The following is a 16,652-nucleotide window of genomic DNA, read 5'->3' as shown; positions in this document are numbered from 1 at the left end:
TCACCCCCGCGCAATGAGGCCTTGTTCCCCTGGTACGGGAAATGCTAGTGTTGCTGGATGGTAGCGGCGCGGCTTATTCGCCTGCGTCGCCCGTGTCAGGACAAGGGCTTCGCACAACGAATCCCTTGTTGAAAAAACAATAGCAAGTCCGGGAGGAACATGTTCAGCACACTCACGATCAGGGCTCGCCTGATCTTCGTCATTGGTTTTCTGGCCCTGCTGCTGGTGGCATCGGGCGTTCTCGGTCTGGTCGGCCTGCGCTCGACCAATGCGCAGATGCGCTCGCTCTACGAGGACAGGCTGGTGGCGCTGTCCCAGCTGGAACGCATGTCAGCGGCGCTGGATGCGGCGCGCAACGGCATTTCCACCTCCATCGTCGGTGACTCCGGCGATATCGACGCCAACATGGACAAGCTGGAAAAGGCCCTCAAGGCCAACGATGCCGTCGTCAAGCAGTACCAGGAAACCGTGTTGACCACCGAAGAAAAGGCGCTGCTGGACAAATTGCTGCCGCAACGCCAGAAATTCATCACCGATGGCATCAAGCCCGCGGTCGAAGCCCTGCACAATCGCGACTTCCAGGGCGCCATCGAAGTCTATGGTGGCGTCATGCTCAAGCTCTATGCCGATGCGCATGCCACCCTGGGGCAATTGATGGACCTGCAGCGCAATGTCGGCCGCGACCTGTATGAACAGGCGCAGCAGCGCTACCAGACCCTGCTCGTCGTGATGAGCGTGGCCATGGCCGCCGGCCTGGCGGTAGCGCTGCTGATGGGGGTGTTGCTGGTGAAAGCCATCTCGGCACCGCTGCGACATGCCGTCGCGCTGGCGCAAGCCGTGGCCGCAGGTGACCTGACCCAGCGCATCGAGGTGCACAGCCAGGACGAGACCGGCCAGCTGATGCAGGCGCTCAAGCAGATGAACGACAACCTGCAGGGCATCGTCGGCCAGGTCCGCCTGAGTACCGATACCATCGCCACGGCTTCCAGCGAAATCGCTCACGGCAACCTGGATCTTTCCTCTCGTACGGAACAGCAGGCTGGTGCCCTGGAAGAGACCGCCTCGGCCATGGAAGAACTGACCTCGACCGTGCGCACCAACGCCGACAATGCGCAGCAGGCGCGGCAACTGGCGCATTCGGCTTCCGAAGTGGCGGTACGTGGGGGAGAAGTGGTGCGTCAGGTGGTCGATACCATGAGTTCCATCAACCAGTCCTCCAGCAAGATCGTGGACATCATCAGCGTGATCGACGGCATCGCCTTCCAGACCAACATCCTGGCCCTGAACGCTGCAGTGGAAGCGGCACGTGCCGGCGAGCAGGGACGTGGCTTCGCGGTCGTGGCGTCGGAAGTGCGTTCGCTGGCCCAACGCTCGGCGGCGGCGGCCAAGGAAATCAAGGTGCTCATCGATGATTCCGTCACCCGGGTGGGTAGCGGCAGCACGCTGGTAGCCCAGGCCGGCGCCACCATCGACGAAGTCGTCAAGAGCGTGCAGCGCGTCAGCGAAGTGGTCAGCGAGATCAGTGCAGCCGGGCAGGAACAGAGCCAGGGCATCGAAGAAGTCAACCGCGCCATCACGCAGATGGATGAGACCACCCAGCAGAATGCCGCGCTGGTGGAGCAGGCCGCTGCGGCCGCCCAGGCCATGCAGGAGCAGGCGGCGCGCCTGTCGGAAGCGGTCAGCGTATTCCGTGTTGGCGGCAGCACCGTGCTGGCGGTTCAGTCGTCCAGCATCACATCCTCGGAGGCCGCCGAGCGGGTGCCAGGCAGGGGTGGATTGCTCTTGCCGTGATAGGCGAACACGGCCGAACACTTGACCTGGTCGCTATCGTTGCGGCCAGCCGCGTGGAACAGGCCGCTGTGGAACAGCACCACGTCGCCCGGCTCCAGTGACAGCGCAATGCCTTGCGCGAACAGCGCCTGGTTGGCCGGCACTTCCGGGCGCAGGAAATCCAGTTCATCCATCTGCTCGGCTTGCAGCGTCAACCTGTGCGAGCCGGGGATGAACTTGAGCGCGCCGTTTTCGGGCGTCTCCGCGCCCAGCGCCAGCCACACCGAGATCAGATCGTTGCGCGGGAAGGACCAGTAGCGGATGTCGCGGTGCCAGCCGGTGGCGGTGCCGAAAGCCGGATGCTTGGTCATCACGCAATTGTGGTGGGCCAGGGTCAGGCAGACCGGTTCTTCGAACAGTTGATGCAGCATGGCCACCAGTTGCTTGTGTCCGGCCCACTCGCGGTAGACCGGGTCGCGCTGCCAGGCTGCGCGCAGGCGCCGCGCCGTGCGGCCACCTTCGGCCTCCAGCGAGGCGGGGGCACCTTCATAACCGACCTCGGCTTCATATTCGAGCGGGGCGACCGCGCGTTGCAGGTGATCGCGGGTGACGGCGAGCATGCGCTCGCGCAGATCGGCAGGGACCATGCCCTTCAACAGCAGATAGCCTTGCTCGCGGAAAAAGGCGACCTGGGCGGGTGACAGCGGGTTCGACATGTAGGTCTTTCGGGGTTGCACGGCGGCATGCCTGCGGGAATGCCTGCCTTCATTGTGCGCCGGATGGCGGCCAAGAGCATGACTGTATGCCAAGGCCGGCGGCGCGCAAGATACAGATGCGACCAGATTCTGTATCGTTTGCGCGCGCGCAAGTCCGGACTTCTTTTTTTACTTCGCTTTCTTCTTCAGCAAGGGTGCAAGGTACTTGCCGGTGACGCTGGCCGGATTCTTCGCCACGTCCTCCGGCGTGCCGGCCGCGACGATCTTGCCGCCGCCCGCGCCCCCTTCGGGGCCGAGGTCGATGATCCAGTCGGCGGTCTTGATGACGTCCAGATTGTGCTCGATGATGGTCACCGTATTGCCCTGGTCGCGCAGGCGGTGGATCACCTTGAGCAGCAGGTCGATGTCATGGAAGTGCAGGCCGGTGGTGGGCTCATCGAGGATGTAGAGCGTGCGTCCGGTATCGCGCTTGGACAGTTCCAGCGACAGCTTCACGCGCTGCGCCTCGCCGCCCGAGAGGGTGGTCGCGCTCTGGCCCAGCTTGATGTAGCCCAGGCCCACGTCCAGCAGCGTCTGCAGCTTGCGGGCGATCAGCGGTACCGGCTTGAAGAACTCGTGGGCATCCTCCACGGTCATGTCGAGGATCTCGGTGATGTTCTTGCCCTTGTATTGCACTTCCAGGGTTTCGCGGTTGTAACGCTTGCCGTGGCAGACGTCGCAGGGCACGTACACGTCCGGCAGGAAGTGCATTTCCACCTTGATCACGCCATCGCCCTGGCAGGCTTCGCAGCGCCCGCCCTTGACGTTGAAGGAGAAACGACCGGCACTGTAGCCGCGTTCCTTGGCCATCGGCACCGTGGCGAACAGGTCGCGGATCGGCGTAAACAGGCCCGTATAGGTGGCCGGGTTGGAGCGCGGGGTGCGGCCGATGGGGGCCTGGTCCACCGCGATCACCTTGTCGAAATGCTCCAGGCCGCCGATGGCTTCGTGCTCGGCCGGCTCGGTCTGCGAGCCATACAGGTGGCGCGCTGCCGACAGGTAGAGCGTGTCATTGACCAGGGTCGACTTGCCCGAACCGGAGACCCCGGTCACGCAGGTCAGTAGGCCCACCGGCAATTCCAGGTCGACGTTCTTGAGGTTGTTGCCGGAGGCGCCGGTGATGGTCAGCATGCGCGACTCGTCGCAGGGCGTGCGCTTCTTGGGGACCGAGATTTCCAGCGAGCCGTTGAGGTACTTGGCGGTCAGCGACTTCTTGTTCTTCAGGATCTCCGGCAGCGAGCCGTGGGCGATCACATCACCGCCATGCACGCCCGCGCCGATGCCCATGTCGACGATGTAGTCGGCGGTGCGGATGGCGTCTTCATCGTGTTCCACCACCAGCACGGTGTTGCCGATGTCGCGCAGGTGGCGCAGGGTATCGATCAAGCGGTCGTTGTCGCGCTGGTGCAGGCCGATGGAGGGTTCGTCCAGCACATACATCACGCCGGTCAGGCCCGAGCCGATCTGCGAGGCCAGGCGGATGCGCTGGGCTTCGCCGCCGGAGAGCGTGTCGGCGCTGCGTTCCAGGGACAGGTAGTCCAGCCCGACGTTGTTGAGGAAGGTCAGGCGCGAGACGATTTCCTTGATGATGCGGTCGGCAATTTCCTTCTTGGCGCCGGTCAGCTTCAGGGTCTCGAAGAAGGACAGGGTCTCGCGCAGGGGCGTAGCGGCCACTTCATAGATGGCGCGTTGCTGTTTGCCGCTGCCCACCTTCACATAGCGTGCTTCCACCCGCAGGCGCGCGCCGTGGCAGGAAGGGCATTGCTTCTCGTTGATGAACTTGGCCAGCTCTTCCTTGACTGCCATCGAATCGGTTTCGCGGTAGCGACGCTGCAGGTTGTTGACCACGCCTTCGAAGGTGTGCTCCTTGACCACGGTACGGCCGCGCTCGTTGACGTAGGCGAAGGGGATGGCCTGGCGGCCGGAGCCGTACAGCACCACCTGCTGGGCCTTGTCGTCGAGCTGTTCGAAGGGAACGTCGAGGTCGAAGTCGTAGAAGGCGGCGATGCTGGTGAGCATCTGGAAATAGAACTGGTTGCGACGGTCCCAGCCCTTGATCGCACCTGAAGCCAGCGACAGGTTGGGGAAGGCGACGATGCGCTTGGGATCGAAGAATTCGATGTGGCCCAGGCCATCGCATTCCGGGCAGGCGCCCATGGGATTATTGAAGGAGAACAGGCGCGGCTCCAGCTCCTGCAGCGAATAGCCGCAGATGGGGCAGGCGAACTTGTTGGAATACAGGTGTTCCTTGCCGCCCTCCATTTCGAGTGCGATGGCGCGGCCATCGGCCAGGCGCAGCGCGGTCTCGAAACTCTCGGCCAGGCGCTGCTTGATCTCGGCTTTGACCTTGACGCGGTCGATGACGACATCGATGGTGTGCTTCTCGGTCTTCTTCAGCTTGGGCAGGTCATCGACCTCGTAGACCTTGGCCGCGCCGGTGCCGCTCTGGATGCGGAAGCGCACGAAGCCCTGGGCCTGCATCTCTTCGAACAGGTCGGCATGCTCGCCCTTGCGGTTGGCCACCACCGGCGCCATGATCATCAGCTTGGTATCTTCCGGCAGGGCCAGCACCGCATCGACCATCTGCGAGACCGATTGGGCCTCCAGCGGATGTTCGGGGTGATCGGGGCAGTAGGGCGTGCCGACACGGGCGTACAGCAGGCGCAGGTAGTCGTGGATCTCGGTGACGGTGCCGACCGTGGAGCGCGGGTTGTGCGAGGTCGCCTTCTGCTCGATGGAGATCGCAGGAGACAGGCCCTCGATCATGTCCACGTCCGGCTTTTCCATCAGTTGCAGGAACTGGCGCGCATAGGCCGACAGCGACTCCACGTAGCGGCGCTGGCCCTCCGCGTACAAGGTATCGAAGGCCAGCGAGGACTTGCCCGAACCGGACAGCCCGGTGATGACGATGAGCTTGTTGCGGGGGAGGTCTAGGTTGATATTCTTGAGGTTGTGCGTGCGCGCGCCGCGAATGCGAATTTCTTCCATGGATGCCTTCAGCTAGGGGTTTCCTGCCGCCGCGTGGAATGACGCCTTGCGCGGAGCAGCGGTGGGACAACATGTAACTATAACAGGACTGCGAACGGCCGGCAGGCGGGCCTGCAGCGCCAGATGACGCATGTGGGAACACATCCGGGAAATGAAAGCGCGGCAGTGGGAAAAGCCACCCGGATGGAGCGCGAATGACGCAGGAAATCGTCCGTGCCAGCATTCTGCAGAATGCGTCGGCCAGCAAAAAGCCGGCGCGTGGCCGGCTCGTATTCCCAGGGCGATGGACTTGAGGGACAGCGACCGATGTTCAACCGGCGCGCTGCCAGACCTTGAAGAGCTGTCCGTCGTCGCCGTCGCGGCGGCCTTCCCAGAACAGCGTCCAGTGACCTTTGGGGCGGTGGGTGACGCCGGGCATTTGCTGGATGACCCAGCGGCATTCGGTCGTTCCGGTAGCGTCGATGGGCTGGTGCAGGAGGTCAGTGTAGTAGTACAGCATCGGTGCTTCCGACTCGCCCAGGTTCTGGCTGGCCATGCAGTCGTCGGCACGCCAGGCGGGGGCGAGCCGGGTGTTCAGGTCGGCGTAGACGAACTCATAACTTTTCCCGTAGTCGGCCCACGGCAGCAGCAGCGTGAAGGCCAGGCCCCACATCAGCGTGATGCCGCCAAACCAGGAAAACGCGCCGCGCCATTGGCCGGCCTGCTGCAAGAGACCCAGCGAGACGATCCACAGGATGCTCATGGCGCCGGCTGCCAGCAAGGCCAGCGGCTGGATCGGCGTGACATACTCCAGCGGCAGCCACTTGCCCATGAAACCGATCCAGTGATGATGTTCGATCGGCAAGGTCGAGATCACATAGATGGCCCAGATGCCCACGGCCATCAGGCCGAAGGCCACACGCGCCAGCCAGTCCCAACCCAGATTGAATACATCCGGAAGGCGCGGGATGGCGCGTGCGCCCAGCATCGCCAGCGGCAGCAGCACCGGCAGCAGATACAGCTGGCGGGCCGTGGCCGAGCTTTGCAGCACGACCAGGCTGATGGCAGCGAAGACCAGCGGCACGGCGACCCGCGAGCTGCCAGCCTGGCGCCAGTCGCCGCTGGCCAGGCCCAGCAGGGCCAGCAGTGAGCCGGGCAGGGCGAAGCCGGCCAGCGCCCGCAGGATCACGGTGTGATCATTGTCCGAGCCCAGCTTCTTCACCGAAAAGCCGAAGAAGCGGCCGACGTTGTTATCCCAGAACCATTCCATGAACAGCGGTACCGAGTGCTGCGCCAGCAGGGCCGGCCAGATCACGAAGAAAGGCAGCGACACCAGCACCGCCAGGCCAACCATCTTCCAGTAAGTGCGGTGGCGGCAGGACTGCACCAGCAAGCCCAGCACCAGTGCCGTGGCCGCGAAGGTCAGCGGTACGAACAGGCCCTTGCTCATCTCGGTGATGCCCACACCCAGGCCGAACCAGAAGGCAGCGGTCCACGATGGCGTGCGTCGTTCCTGGTTCAGGGCGATGGCCAGCAGGCCATAGGTGGCCATGGTGGTGCCGGCGACCAGTGCCACGTCGGTGAACATGTCGTGGGCATGCTTGACCATGCCGGGCGAACCGGCGAACAGCGCCAGCGTCGCCAGCACCGGCAGGCTCATCAGGCTGCGCTGGTTCCACATCATCTGGGCGATGCGCGCCACGAAGACCAGCGTCACCAGGTTGTAGAGGATGCTGGCCAGGCGCGCACCCTCGTGGTAAGGCAACAGCGGATGCACCAGCTTGGCCAGGAGCACGGCCGTCCAGTAGTACAGCGGCGGCTTTTCCATGAACGGCCGGCCGGCGTTGGTCGGCACCAGATATTCGCCCGAGGTCAGCATGTGATGGATCATGCCGAAGGAATAGGTTTCATCCTGCTTCCACGGGCCGTGGCCGAAGATGCCCGGCAACAGCCAGGCGGCGCCTGCCAGGACCAGCAGCAGCCAGGCCATGCGCGAGGACAGGGCGCGCTGACCCAAGACCGGTGCCGAGGCCGTCGAAAGAGAAGGCCCTGGCTTGCGTTCAGAGACCGAGTCGAATAGGAACATGCTGGATACGGATGCGAGCCGCCTGCGCCGCCCGCGAAAAATTCAAAAACCGAAAACCTGGGAGCAGAGCAGCAACGAACGTGATCCTGGGCGCGCCTTGGCGCAGTGCCTGGTGCTCTTCGCCATCCTCTGCATCGGGTTTTCTCCCCCTTGATGCGTGCTTGCTTTATTTTTCTTGGCGAGGATTATTGCCTGGCGAAAATCTTCCGGTAGGGGAAGTCGGCGGCTGTTATAGGACACTGCAGAAAAAATGAGCAAGTCGTCATTTTGGCATAGGCATTGAACTAAATGACGTATTTGTCAGGAAAGGTGTGAAGATTTGCTACATTCTGCCGTTTGCTGACCGCGCATTGTTGGATTGATGCAGCACATGGAAGCGCGCTAAACCCGTCGGATGGGTGCAGAGCTCGTCAGGCGGGCTCACGAGGCGCCAGACTATGCTGTTACCATATTGCCTTTGTCCTACAGCCCGGTTTCACGAAAGACCGGGCAGCCGCCAACGCCAGCCCCTACACGCCACACGTATGTCCCACGACACAAGTTCATCCGCACAGCCTGAGAAAACCGGCATGTCGCGCGCCGAGGTGCGTGCCAGCGTTTCCCTGGCCTCGATCTTTTCCCTGCGCATGCTGGGCCTGTTCCTGGTGTTGCCGGTGTTTGCCGTGCACGCCCACAGCCTGCCCGGAGGCGACAGCGATACCCTGGTCGGCATCGCCCTGGGCATCTATGGACTGGCGCAGGCCTGTGGACAGATTCCCTACGGGATTGCCTCCGACCGCTACGGCCGCAAGCGCATCATCGTCATCGGCCTGTTGCTGTTTGCGCTGGGCTCCTTCGTGGCCGCCGGTGCCCAGAGCGTGATGTGGCTGCTGGTGGGACGAGCACTGCAGGGATCGGGCGCGATCTCTGCCGCCATCACCGCCTTCATCGCCGATTCCACCCGCGAGGAACATCGCACCAAGGCCATGGCCATGGTGGGCGCCTCCATCGGGGTGACCTTCGCGGTCTCGATGGTGGCCTCACCACTGCTCTACGAGTCGATCGGCATGGGTGGCATCTTCGGCCTGACCGGCGTGCTCTCCCTGCTGGCCATCGCGGTGGTGCTATGGGTGGTGCCGGCGGCGCCGATGGTACAGGCCAGGCGGGTGTCGCTGGCCGAGGTGCTGCGCCAGACCGAACTGCTGCGCCTGAACTGGGGCGTATTCACGCTGCACCTGACCCAGGTTGCCATGTTCCTGGTGGTGCCGGCCGCGCTCGTGCAATCAGCCGGCCTGCCGCTGGGCGAACACTGGAAGATCTATCTGCCGGTGGTTCTGGCCTCCTTCGTGCTGATGCTGCCGCCGATCATCGTGGCCGAGAAGTACGGGCGCATGAAACCGGTCTTCGTCGGCGCCATCAGCCTGATGCTGCTGGTGCAGGTGGGCTTCTGGCTGGTGTTGTCCCAACCGCTGGGAAGTCTCTGGATGTTGGTGACCCTGCTGTTCCTGTTCTTCGTCGCCTTCAATATCCTGGAAGCGGCCCAGCCCTCGCTGGTGTCCCGTATTGCCCCGCCAGCGGCCAAGGGCGCGGCGCTGGGCGTCTACAACACCCTGCAGGCGCTGGGTTTGTCCTGCGGCGGCGCCCTGGGTGGCTGGCTTAAACAAAATGTGGGGAATTCCGCGGTGTTCCTCTTGTCTGCTGTGCTCACCCTGACCTGGCTTATAATCGCGGCTAACATGAAAAACCTGCCGCGCCGTTCCGCGCCGGCGGCGGGTGCAACAGCCTAAACGTATTCAGGAGAAACAATGGCATCGGTCAATAAAGTCATCATCGTCGGCAACCTGGGACGCGACCCGGAAACACGCTACATGCCCAACGGCGAAGCCGTCACCAACATCGCCGTCGCCACGACCGAGAGCTGGAAGGACAAGAATTCCGGCGAAAAGAAGGAGCTCACCGAGTGGCACCGCATCACCTTCTATCGCAAGCTGGCTGAAATCGCCGGCCAGTACCTGAAGAAGGGCTCGCAGATCTACGTCGAAGGCCGCCTGCAGACGCGCAAGTGGCAGGACAAGGAAGGCGTGGAGCGCTACACCACGGAAATCATCGCCGATACCATGCAGATGCTGGGCGGTCGCCAGGGCGCGGGCGGTGGTGGTGGCATGGATGAAGGCGGCTACGGCGGCGGTGGTGGCGGTGCAGGCAGCTACGGCGGCGGCGCACCCCGCCAGAGCGCTGGCGGCAATGCGGGCGGTGGTGGTGGTGGCGGCGCCCCGCGCCAGCAGCCGGCCCAGCGCCCGGCGCCGAACTTCTCGGACATGGATGACGATATTCCCTTCTGATCCGTTTCCCGCAGGCTGCGAATGCGGCCTTGCTCTTCTGACGAACCCCTCGTCTGCCTACGCAGCGAGGGGTTTTTTCATGGGCCCAGATTTCAACTGAAACCTGGACGGGCAAACCTGCAATGTGGCGGTAACCGGTCAACGCGATGATGACAACAAGCCGAAGCAAACAGCATCGGTCCCAACCCACCAGATCAAGGAGAACACCATGCTTATCGGACTCATCATCGCCTTCGCTGAAACCATGTCCCACATCTTCGGCGGCTGATTGGCTGTCACTACAAGGAGAACACCATGCTCGTCGGACTGATCGTCGTTTTCGCTGACACCATGTCCCGCCTCTTCGGCGGCTGATCGCCCGCTACTACAAGGAGAACACCATGCTCGTCGGACTCATCGTCGTTTTCGCTGACACCATGTCCCGCCTCTTCGGCGGCTGATCGCCCGCTACTACAAGGAGAACACCATGCTCGTCGGACTCATCGTCGTCTTCGCTGACACCATGTCCCGCCTCTTCGGTGGCTGATCGCCCACTACTACAAGGAGAACACCATGCTCGTCGGACTCATCATCGCCTTCGCTGAAACCATGTCGCGTCTGCTCGGAGCGTGATGCTCGGGTCAAATGTCAAGGTGCCGTAAGCCGCTGCCAGTCAACGAGGAATCCGGGGGCTGCCGCTGGATTGCTGCCGGAGGGACTAGCGACCACTTTCTCTGTCAAGGCCTCAGTGATATAGTCCAATGTTTAAATTCGTAGGCAATTTGTAAGCAAACTTTACAGTCGGGGAAGAATTTCGACTTCAGTTGCCGGATTGTCTTTCTTCATGGCTCACTATGCTCATCAACGACCTGTTGGCGCGAACTCGCGCTCATGAAGCGCTTATTAATGCGGCCTTGCAGCGCGTGGTCGCGCGAGGATGGTTCGTTCTAGGGCCTGAGGTGGCGCAATTCGAGCAGGCTTTTTCTGCCTACCTTGGGCTGTCGCATTGCGTTACGGTGGCCAACGGCACCGACGCGATCGAAATTGGCCTGCGTGCCATCGGTATGAAAAAGGGAAGCAAAGTTGCAACTGTGGCCAATGCCGGCATGTATAGCACGACGGCAATTCTGGCGATCGGTGCTGAACCTTGCTTTATGGATGTCGCTCCTGATACCCATAATGTAGCCCTGGAGGAAGTTGAACGAGTCATTGCGCTCGGAATAGACGCGGTAATAGTCACCCATCTCTACGGCCGTGCTGTGGCCGATATTGAAGAAGTCGCACGTCTGTGTAACGCCGCCGGGGTGCGTCTCTTCGAAGACTGTGCTCAGGCGCATGGCGCCAGAATCAACGGGCGCAAGGTCGGAAGCTTCGGTGCTGCATCCAGTTTCAGTTTTTACCCTACCAAAAATCTCGGTGCTCTTGGAGATGGTGGTGCCATCGCCACAGCGTCGGACGAAGTTGCCGCTGTTGCCCGCAGTCTGCGTCAATACGGTTGGGCTCAGAAATATCAGGTCAGCCGTGCCCACGCTCGCAATAGTCGGCTTGACGAGATGCAAGCGGCTGTGTTGTCGGAATTCCTCCCTTTGCTAGATGCCACCAATGCGCGTCGCCGCCACATTGCACAGCGCTACTCCGATGCTATCAAGCATCCCAGGGTCAGCCTGCCGTCGTGGACTGGCGAAGATTACGTTGCGCACCTTTTTGTCGTCCGCTGCCCCGAACGCGATGCTCTGCGCGCCCATTTGCGCGGACTGGACATTGCCGCCGAGATCCACTACCCCCTGCCGGACCATCGTCAGCCAGTCTTTGGTGCGACCTATTCGGAAGTTTTCTTGCCTGATACGGAGCAATTGGCCACCGATATCCTGACCTTGCCCTGCTATCCGGAGATGACCGATGAACAGGTGGACCTCGTGATTGATGGAATCAACGCATGGGTAGCCTGAAGTACTCCGTCATCATTCCGGTCTATAAAAACGAGGAATCCATTCCTCGTTTGCTGACCGCACTGGCTGATCTCGATACTCAGCTTGAGCATAGTCTCGAGGTCGTGTTCGTAGTCGATGGCAGTCCTGATCGCTCATTCATGTTGCTGGAACAGCGATTGCCCGAGCTACCTTTCAGCGCGCAACTGGTGGGGCACTCCCGTAATTTTGGTTCGTTTGCCGCAATTCGCAGTGGTTTGAACATCGCCAAAGGGGAGTTCTTCGCGGTTATGGCCGCCGATCTGCAAGAGCCCCCCGAGTTGCTGTTGTCCTTCTTCGCCTCACTGGCCACCGATGAGTGCGACGTTGCCCTCGGTAACAGGGCTGCACGTGAGGATCCCCTGTCCTCGCGCATTCCCTCTCACGTTTTCTGGTCTTTGTATCGCAAGCTGGTGTTGCCGGAGATGCCGCCGGGTGGCGTGGACATCTTCGGATGCAATCGCGTCTTCCGCGACCAGTTGCTGCGATTGGAAGAGTCGAGGTCGTCCTTGGTGGCGCTGATTTTCTGGCTGGGTTTTCGTCGGAAACTTTTCGAGTATAAACGACTTGAAAGGCAAGAAGGAGTGTCCGGCTGGACTTTCAAGAAGAAGGTCGATTACATGCTCGACAGCATCTTTGCCTTCACTGACTATCCGGTGCGTTTGCTGGTTCGGCTCGGCCTCACTGGCTGTATTTTTTCTGTGTTGCTGGCCTTGATGGTGATGGTTGGTCACCTGCTGGGGAGCATCACAGTTCCCGGCTACGCCACCATTATCATCGCCGTGCTGTTCTTCGGCGCGCTCAATACTCTGGGAATAGGCATTGTTGGCACCTATGCTTGGCGCGCTTATGAAAACACCAAGAAGCGTCCCCTGGCTATCATAGCGCGCCATCTCGTTTCGCCGCACGCCTCCCAAGACCAGGATGCCAAATGAAAATCCATCCCAGCGCCGATGTACAGACAAGCCAAATCGGTACAGATACCACCATATGGCAATATGTGGTAATCCTTGCAGGAGCCAGGATCGGCAGGGACGTGAACATCAACGCCCATTGTTTCATCGAAAACGATGTCACCATCGGAGATCGCGTCACAATTAAGTCTGGCGTTTACTTATGGGACGGCATCCGGGTCGAGGACGATGTGTTTATCGGCCCCAACGTAACTTTCACCAACGACAAGTTCCCGCGCTCCAAAGTCTATCCGGAGCGCTTTGTCGAAACCACGCTGGAACGCGGCGCCTCCATCGGTGGCGGTGCCACGATCCTGCCAGGCGTGCATATCGGTCGTGGCGCCCTGGTCGGGGCAGGTGCGGTAGTCACCAAGTCGGTCCCGCCTTATGCTGTCGTTACTGGCTGCCCGGCGCGTATCACCGGCTATGTCGATGCTGGCGAGCAACCCCGCGAGGAAGACCGGGTCGAGATGCCTTCAGAGAGGGACCGAGTTGTCGCGCTAGACGTCAAGGGTGTGACGCTTCACCGGCTTAAACAGGTTTCAGACATTCGTGGTGACTTGTCAGTGGGCGAGTTCCCGGTGGACATTCCCTTCGTTCCCAGCCGCTATTTTCTGGTTTACAACGTCCCGAGTGAAAAGACTCGGGGCGAGCACGCCCATCATAAGTGCCGCCAGTTCCTGATCTGCGTGAAAGGTAGCTGTTCGGTGGTGGCTGACGATGGCCGCTCCCGCATCGAGGTGCTGCTAGATTCGCCGGATCTGGGAATTTATTTGCCGCCCCTGACCTGGGGAACCCAGTACAAGTATTCCAGTGATGCAGTCTTGCTGGTGTTCGCGTCCGATAGCTACGATGCCCAGGATTACATTCGCGATTATGAGAGTTTTTTGCAGACGGTCTCACCGAAGGACGAGATATCTTGATCCCACGTGGCAAATACTGGATCAAGTTCTTAATCGGTGGCCTGATCAATACCGGATTCAGCTATGCGACTTATCTCGTGCTGAAGCTGGTTCTCCCGTACCAGCAAGCATATTTGCTCGCTTATGTAGCCGGTGTGGTGTTTTCCTATCTTCTCAATTCGCTACTGGTATTCCGCGTACCACTTTCCTGGCGACGTTTTCTCGCCTTTCCGCTGGTATACGTTGCCCAGTACATCGCCAGTGCACTACTTCTCCACGTACTGGTGGAATCATTGGGTATCTCAAGCAACTGGGCGCCTTTGTTGGTCACCGCAGCCGTGCTGCCGATGACATATCTTCTTTCCAAGCTCATCTTGTTACACAAGGCGAATGCCGGTGGGTGATCCCGGCCTTCTCCGGATGGGATGACTGCTTGTTCCAATCACTACCTTCTCTATCGTCCTCATGCTGATCAATGCCCATCACCACCTTATCAGGATTCGTGAGGCATTGCGGCGGGCGGGTAGCGGGCGGACGGCAAGTGTGGTGTTGCCATGGTTGCTGATGCTGGTGATCCTAGCGTTACAGAATGGCTTGTACTTCTGGCGTCACTTTTCCGCTAACGGCATTTTTCCTAACGATTTTCTGCTGACTTACCAGGCAGTACCTTATTACCTGGTCGAGGTCGCAAGGGTGGGTAAGGATACCTCCTGGATTCCTTTCCAGGGCATGGGCTACCCTACTTACATGAACCTGCAAAGCGGGTTTGACTATCTGCCCATCCGCTTGCTCTCTTGGTTAGGCGTGGCCTATAGCTTCGAAGTGGCGAAGTTGCTGCAGATTGCCCATGTATATCTGGGTGCGGTAGGTGCTGCCGTTTGTGCACGGACTTGCGGAATGAAGTGGTGGCAGGCCATCCTCGCGGGTGTGTTCTATCAGGGATTTGGCGGTTTCTACTCCAATGCGCAGCACCCTGACATCATCCGTTCTTTCGCTTTCCTGCCATGGTTGTGCATGCCTGTGTTCATGAACTGGCGTGCCATGTCCAGGCTAAACTGGATAGCAATAGTGCTGCTGCCGCTCTGGATATTCATGCAATGGACAGGCGCTTATCCTGGCGCGACGCTAGCGGTCTTTTTCGTGCTTGGTAGCGTCACCCTGGTCAGGACGCTCCTTGAAAAGGAGGCAGGTACTGTCGGGCTTCTCATCGGGTCGGCCATGCTGGTTGGTACCTTGCTTTCCGGGTTGACGCTACTCCCGGCCTTTCTGGATGCACGGGAAATCGCGCGATCCGTCGAGGTCGGTAGCATGCAGTACGACTATCTGGTGATGAGCGATATGCTATCGCTGATCTTCCCAATTACCAATGATCGCTTGTTGCACCATGATCAATCGATGCGTTCGGTATTTGTAGGGATTCCCGCGATAACTCTTTTTCTGCTAGGTCTATTGCGCTGGCGCCCCATGATGAAGTGGCCAGTGGTGTCGATGGTGCTAGCCATTCTGATCGCCAGTGGTTTGCTACATCCATTGCTGGCCAGACTGATTCCGCCGCTGGGGGTCAGCCGCTTCGTGATGGCCGATTATCGCGGCATCATCGGTTTAGCGATCGTTCTGGTGGCATGCGCCGCGTTGCAGGATACCCGAGCGCAGGCACGTCGAATGCTGCCACTGCTGCCCGTGGCACTCCTCTTGATTGGCGGGACCTATTTCTTCGACGAGCTTGCCATTGCCGACTGGACCCTATGGCATATGGAATATGTCGTTCAAGCGATTTGTGCCATCGCTGCAATATCTTTGCTGATGTTGGTCAGGTGTATTCCCTCCTGGCCCGGGCAGTGGATGTTCGTGTCCGGCCTGGTCGCGGTGGGGGCCTTATTTCTTCTGGCGCTGAACTATCTGTTCGGCGTGGTGCTATTGTCCACAAGAAGTTTGCTGTTGCTCGTCATCGTACTTTTGATTCTTGCCCCTCTCAGCGCCCGCATTCGCGTGTTTCTTCCGCACTTGGCCGGCCTGGGATTGCTGCTGCTAGGCGCCAGATACGTCTGGTATCTCTATACCGTACCGGCGCACGGTCAGTTACCGGTTCTGGTGGCACTATCCTTGCCGTTCGGTTTGGCAGCGGTAGCGCTGTGGCTTTTGCCGGGGCCTGGGCGCTGGCTGCTACCTGTCCTGATGGCAGCAGCCAGCGTGTTCAATTGGAGCGGGGTGCATTGGGACCAGCGTTATTTCCTGGCGCACCCGAATGATGGTGTTCCATGGGTCGAAGCCCATGCAGGAAAGTTCTCGGAAACGAGGTCGCAGCTGATGGCTGCCCTCCGTTCGGAGCAATGCCGAACGGCGCGCAGGGAGGTCTCCCATAACGAAGAAGTATTCCCGTGGAACGGCTATTACACCGGTCAGTATTTCATGCGTGACTATTCGGGACCCCTTAAGCTCGCTCGACACGTGGCCATACTCAAGTCGGACGTTAGCCGCAATTTTGCGCAAAAAGAGTGGACGATGATGGCATTGCCGGGCCGCCCATCTTCACAAGCTGGAACGCTGGACCTGAGCAGCGCCGTCCGCGTCGACGCTACCTGCATTAAAAGCGGCACTTCTAGTGAAGAGTTCCACTTTAGTCTGGCAGAGCCAGCTCTTGTGGTCGAAAACGAAATTTTCTGGGACGGTTGGGCCGCCACGCTACAGTGCATCGATTGCCAATCTGCGGATAAGCCGATTCAATTGACGGCCCTGGAGGTGGGCGGATTTAGAGCGTGGCAACTGCCTGCGGGTAATTACCGAATGGAGGAACAATTCACCGCACCACATCTGTGGCCTGCTCGGATAATGACTCTAATAGGTGTGTCACTATTGTTACTGTTATGGGCCTTCCTCAAGCGACGTATGGCAGCATCGGAAAGGCTCATTCATCGGGCGCCGGATTAGATTTTGAGGTCTTGTCCAGCCGTC

At 60.3% G+C, this 16,652-nt stretch carries 12 protein-coding genes; 9 read left to right on the top strand and 3 right to left on the bottom strand.

Going from position 1 to position 16,652, the window contains the following annotated elements; translation table 11 throughout:
- Positions 1–159 precede the first annotated feature (159 nt).
- Positions 160–1,791 carry a methyl-accepting chemotaxis protein gene (locus HBH1_RS15290; protein WP_102663442.1) on the top strand — a complete coding sequence of 544 codons (1,632 nt, stop codon included), beginning with the start codon at positions 160–162 and terminating at the stop codon, positions 1,789–1,791.
- Here the strand turns inward: HBH1_RS15290 and HBH1_RS15285 are convergent.
- From HBH1_RS15285 to HBH1_RS15275, 3 genes are all read right to left on the bottom strand, one after another.
- Positions 1,719–2,486: a phytanoyl-CoA dioxygenase family protein gene (locus HBH1_RS15285; protein ID WP_102663441.1), complete on the bottom strand. Its 768-nt coding sequence runs from the start codon at positions 2,484–2,486 to the stop codon at positions 1,719–1,721. The two genes, HBH1_RS15290 and HBH1_RS15285, sit on opposite strands and share 73 nt — an antisense overlap.
- 168 nt (positions 2,487–2,654) lie before the next feature.
- Positions 2,655–5,513: an excinuclease ABC subunit UvrA gene (gene uvrA / locus HBH1_RS15280; RefSeq protein ID WP_102663440.1), complete on the bottom strand. Its 2,859-nt coding sequence runs from the start codon at positions 5,511–5,513 to the stop codon at positions 2,655–2,657.
- A gap of 310 nt (positions 5,514–5,823) precedes the next feature.
- Positions 5,824–7,509 (bottom strand): ArnT family glycosyltransferase, encoded by a 1,686-nt coding sequence (locus HBH1_RS15275; RefSeq protein ID WP_233207621.1) that lies wholly within the window; start codon positions 7,507–7,509, stop codon positions 5,824–5,826.
- Positions 7,510–7,576: 67 nt separating this feature from the next.
- Between HBH1_RS15275 and HBH1_RS25105 the strand changes: the two genes are divergently transcribed.
- The 8 genes from HBH1_RS25105 to HBH1_RS15240 all read left to right on the top strand — a co-directional run bounded on the left by HBH1_RS25105 (position 7,577) and on the right by HBH1_RS15240 (position 16,628).
- A complete protein-coding gene (locus HBH1_RS25105; protein WP_158243299.1) occupies positions 7,577–7,732 on the top strand; it encodes a hypothetical protein in 156 nt (51 codons plus the stop codon).
- Positions 7,733–8,147: 415 nt separating this feature from the next.
- Positions 8,148–9,344, top strand: coding sequence for an MFS transporter (locus HBH1_RS15270; protein WP_006461697.1), 1,197 nt, complete (start codon positions 8,148–8,150; stop codon positions 9,342–9,344).
- Between the two features lie 18 nt (positions 9,345–9,362).
- Positions 9,363–9,899, top strand: a complete 537-nt coding sequence (gene ssb, locus HBH1_RS15265) for a single-stranded DNA-binding protein (protein WP_102663438.1) — start codon at positions 9,363–9,365, stop codon at positions 9,897–9,899.
- A gap of 833 nt (positions 9,900–10,732) precedes the next feature.
- Positions 10,733–11,827, top strand: a complete 1,095-nt coding sequence (locus HBH1_RS15260) for a DegT/DnrJ/EryC1/StrS family aminotransferase (RefSeq protein ID WP_102663437.1) — start codon at positions 10,733–10,735, stop codon at positions 11,825–11,827.
- Positions 11,815–12,780: a glycosyltransferase family 2 protein gene (locus HBH1_RS15255; protein ID WP_102663436.1), complete on the top strand. Its 966-nt coding sequence runs from the start codon at positions 11,815–11,817 to the stop codon at positions 12,778–12,780. The genes HBH1_RS15260 and HBH1_RS15255 overlap by 13 nt, the downstream gene beginning before the upstream one ends.
- Complete coding sequence (locus HBH1_RS15250) at positions 12,777–13,721, top strand: WxcM-like domain-containing protein (protein WP_006465577.1); 945 nt, start codon at positions 12,777–12,779, stop codon at positions 13,719–13,721. The genes HBH1_RS15255 and HBH1_RS15250 overlap by 4 nt, the downstream gene beginning before the upstream one ends.
- Positions 13,718–14,104, top strand: a complete 387-nt coding sequence (locus tag HBH1_RS15245; protein WP_102663435.1) for a GtrA family protein — start codon at positions 13,718–13,720, stop codon at positions 14,102–14,104. The genes HBH1_RS15250 and HBH1_RS15245 overlap by 4 nt, the downstream gene beginning before the upstream one ends.
- Before the next feature lie 61 nt (positions 14,105–14,165).
- Entirely contained in the window at positions 14,166–16,628 is a 2,463-nt protein-coding gene (locus HBH1_RS15240) for a hypothetical protein (RefSeq protein WP_102663434.1), read from the top strand.
- The last annotated feature ends 24 nt before the right edge of the window (positions 16,629–16,652 follow it).

The sequence above is a fragment of the Herbaspirillum sp. BH-1 genome (assembly GCF_002870055.1).
Taxonomy (GTDB): Bacteria; Pseudomonadota; Gammaproteobacteria; order Burkholderiales; family Burkholderiaceae_D; genus Herbaspirillum; species Herbaspirillum frisingense.
This window is presented reverse-complemented; position numbering and strand designations above follow the sequence as displayed.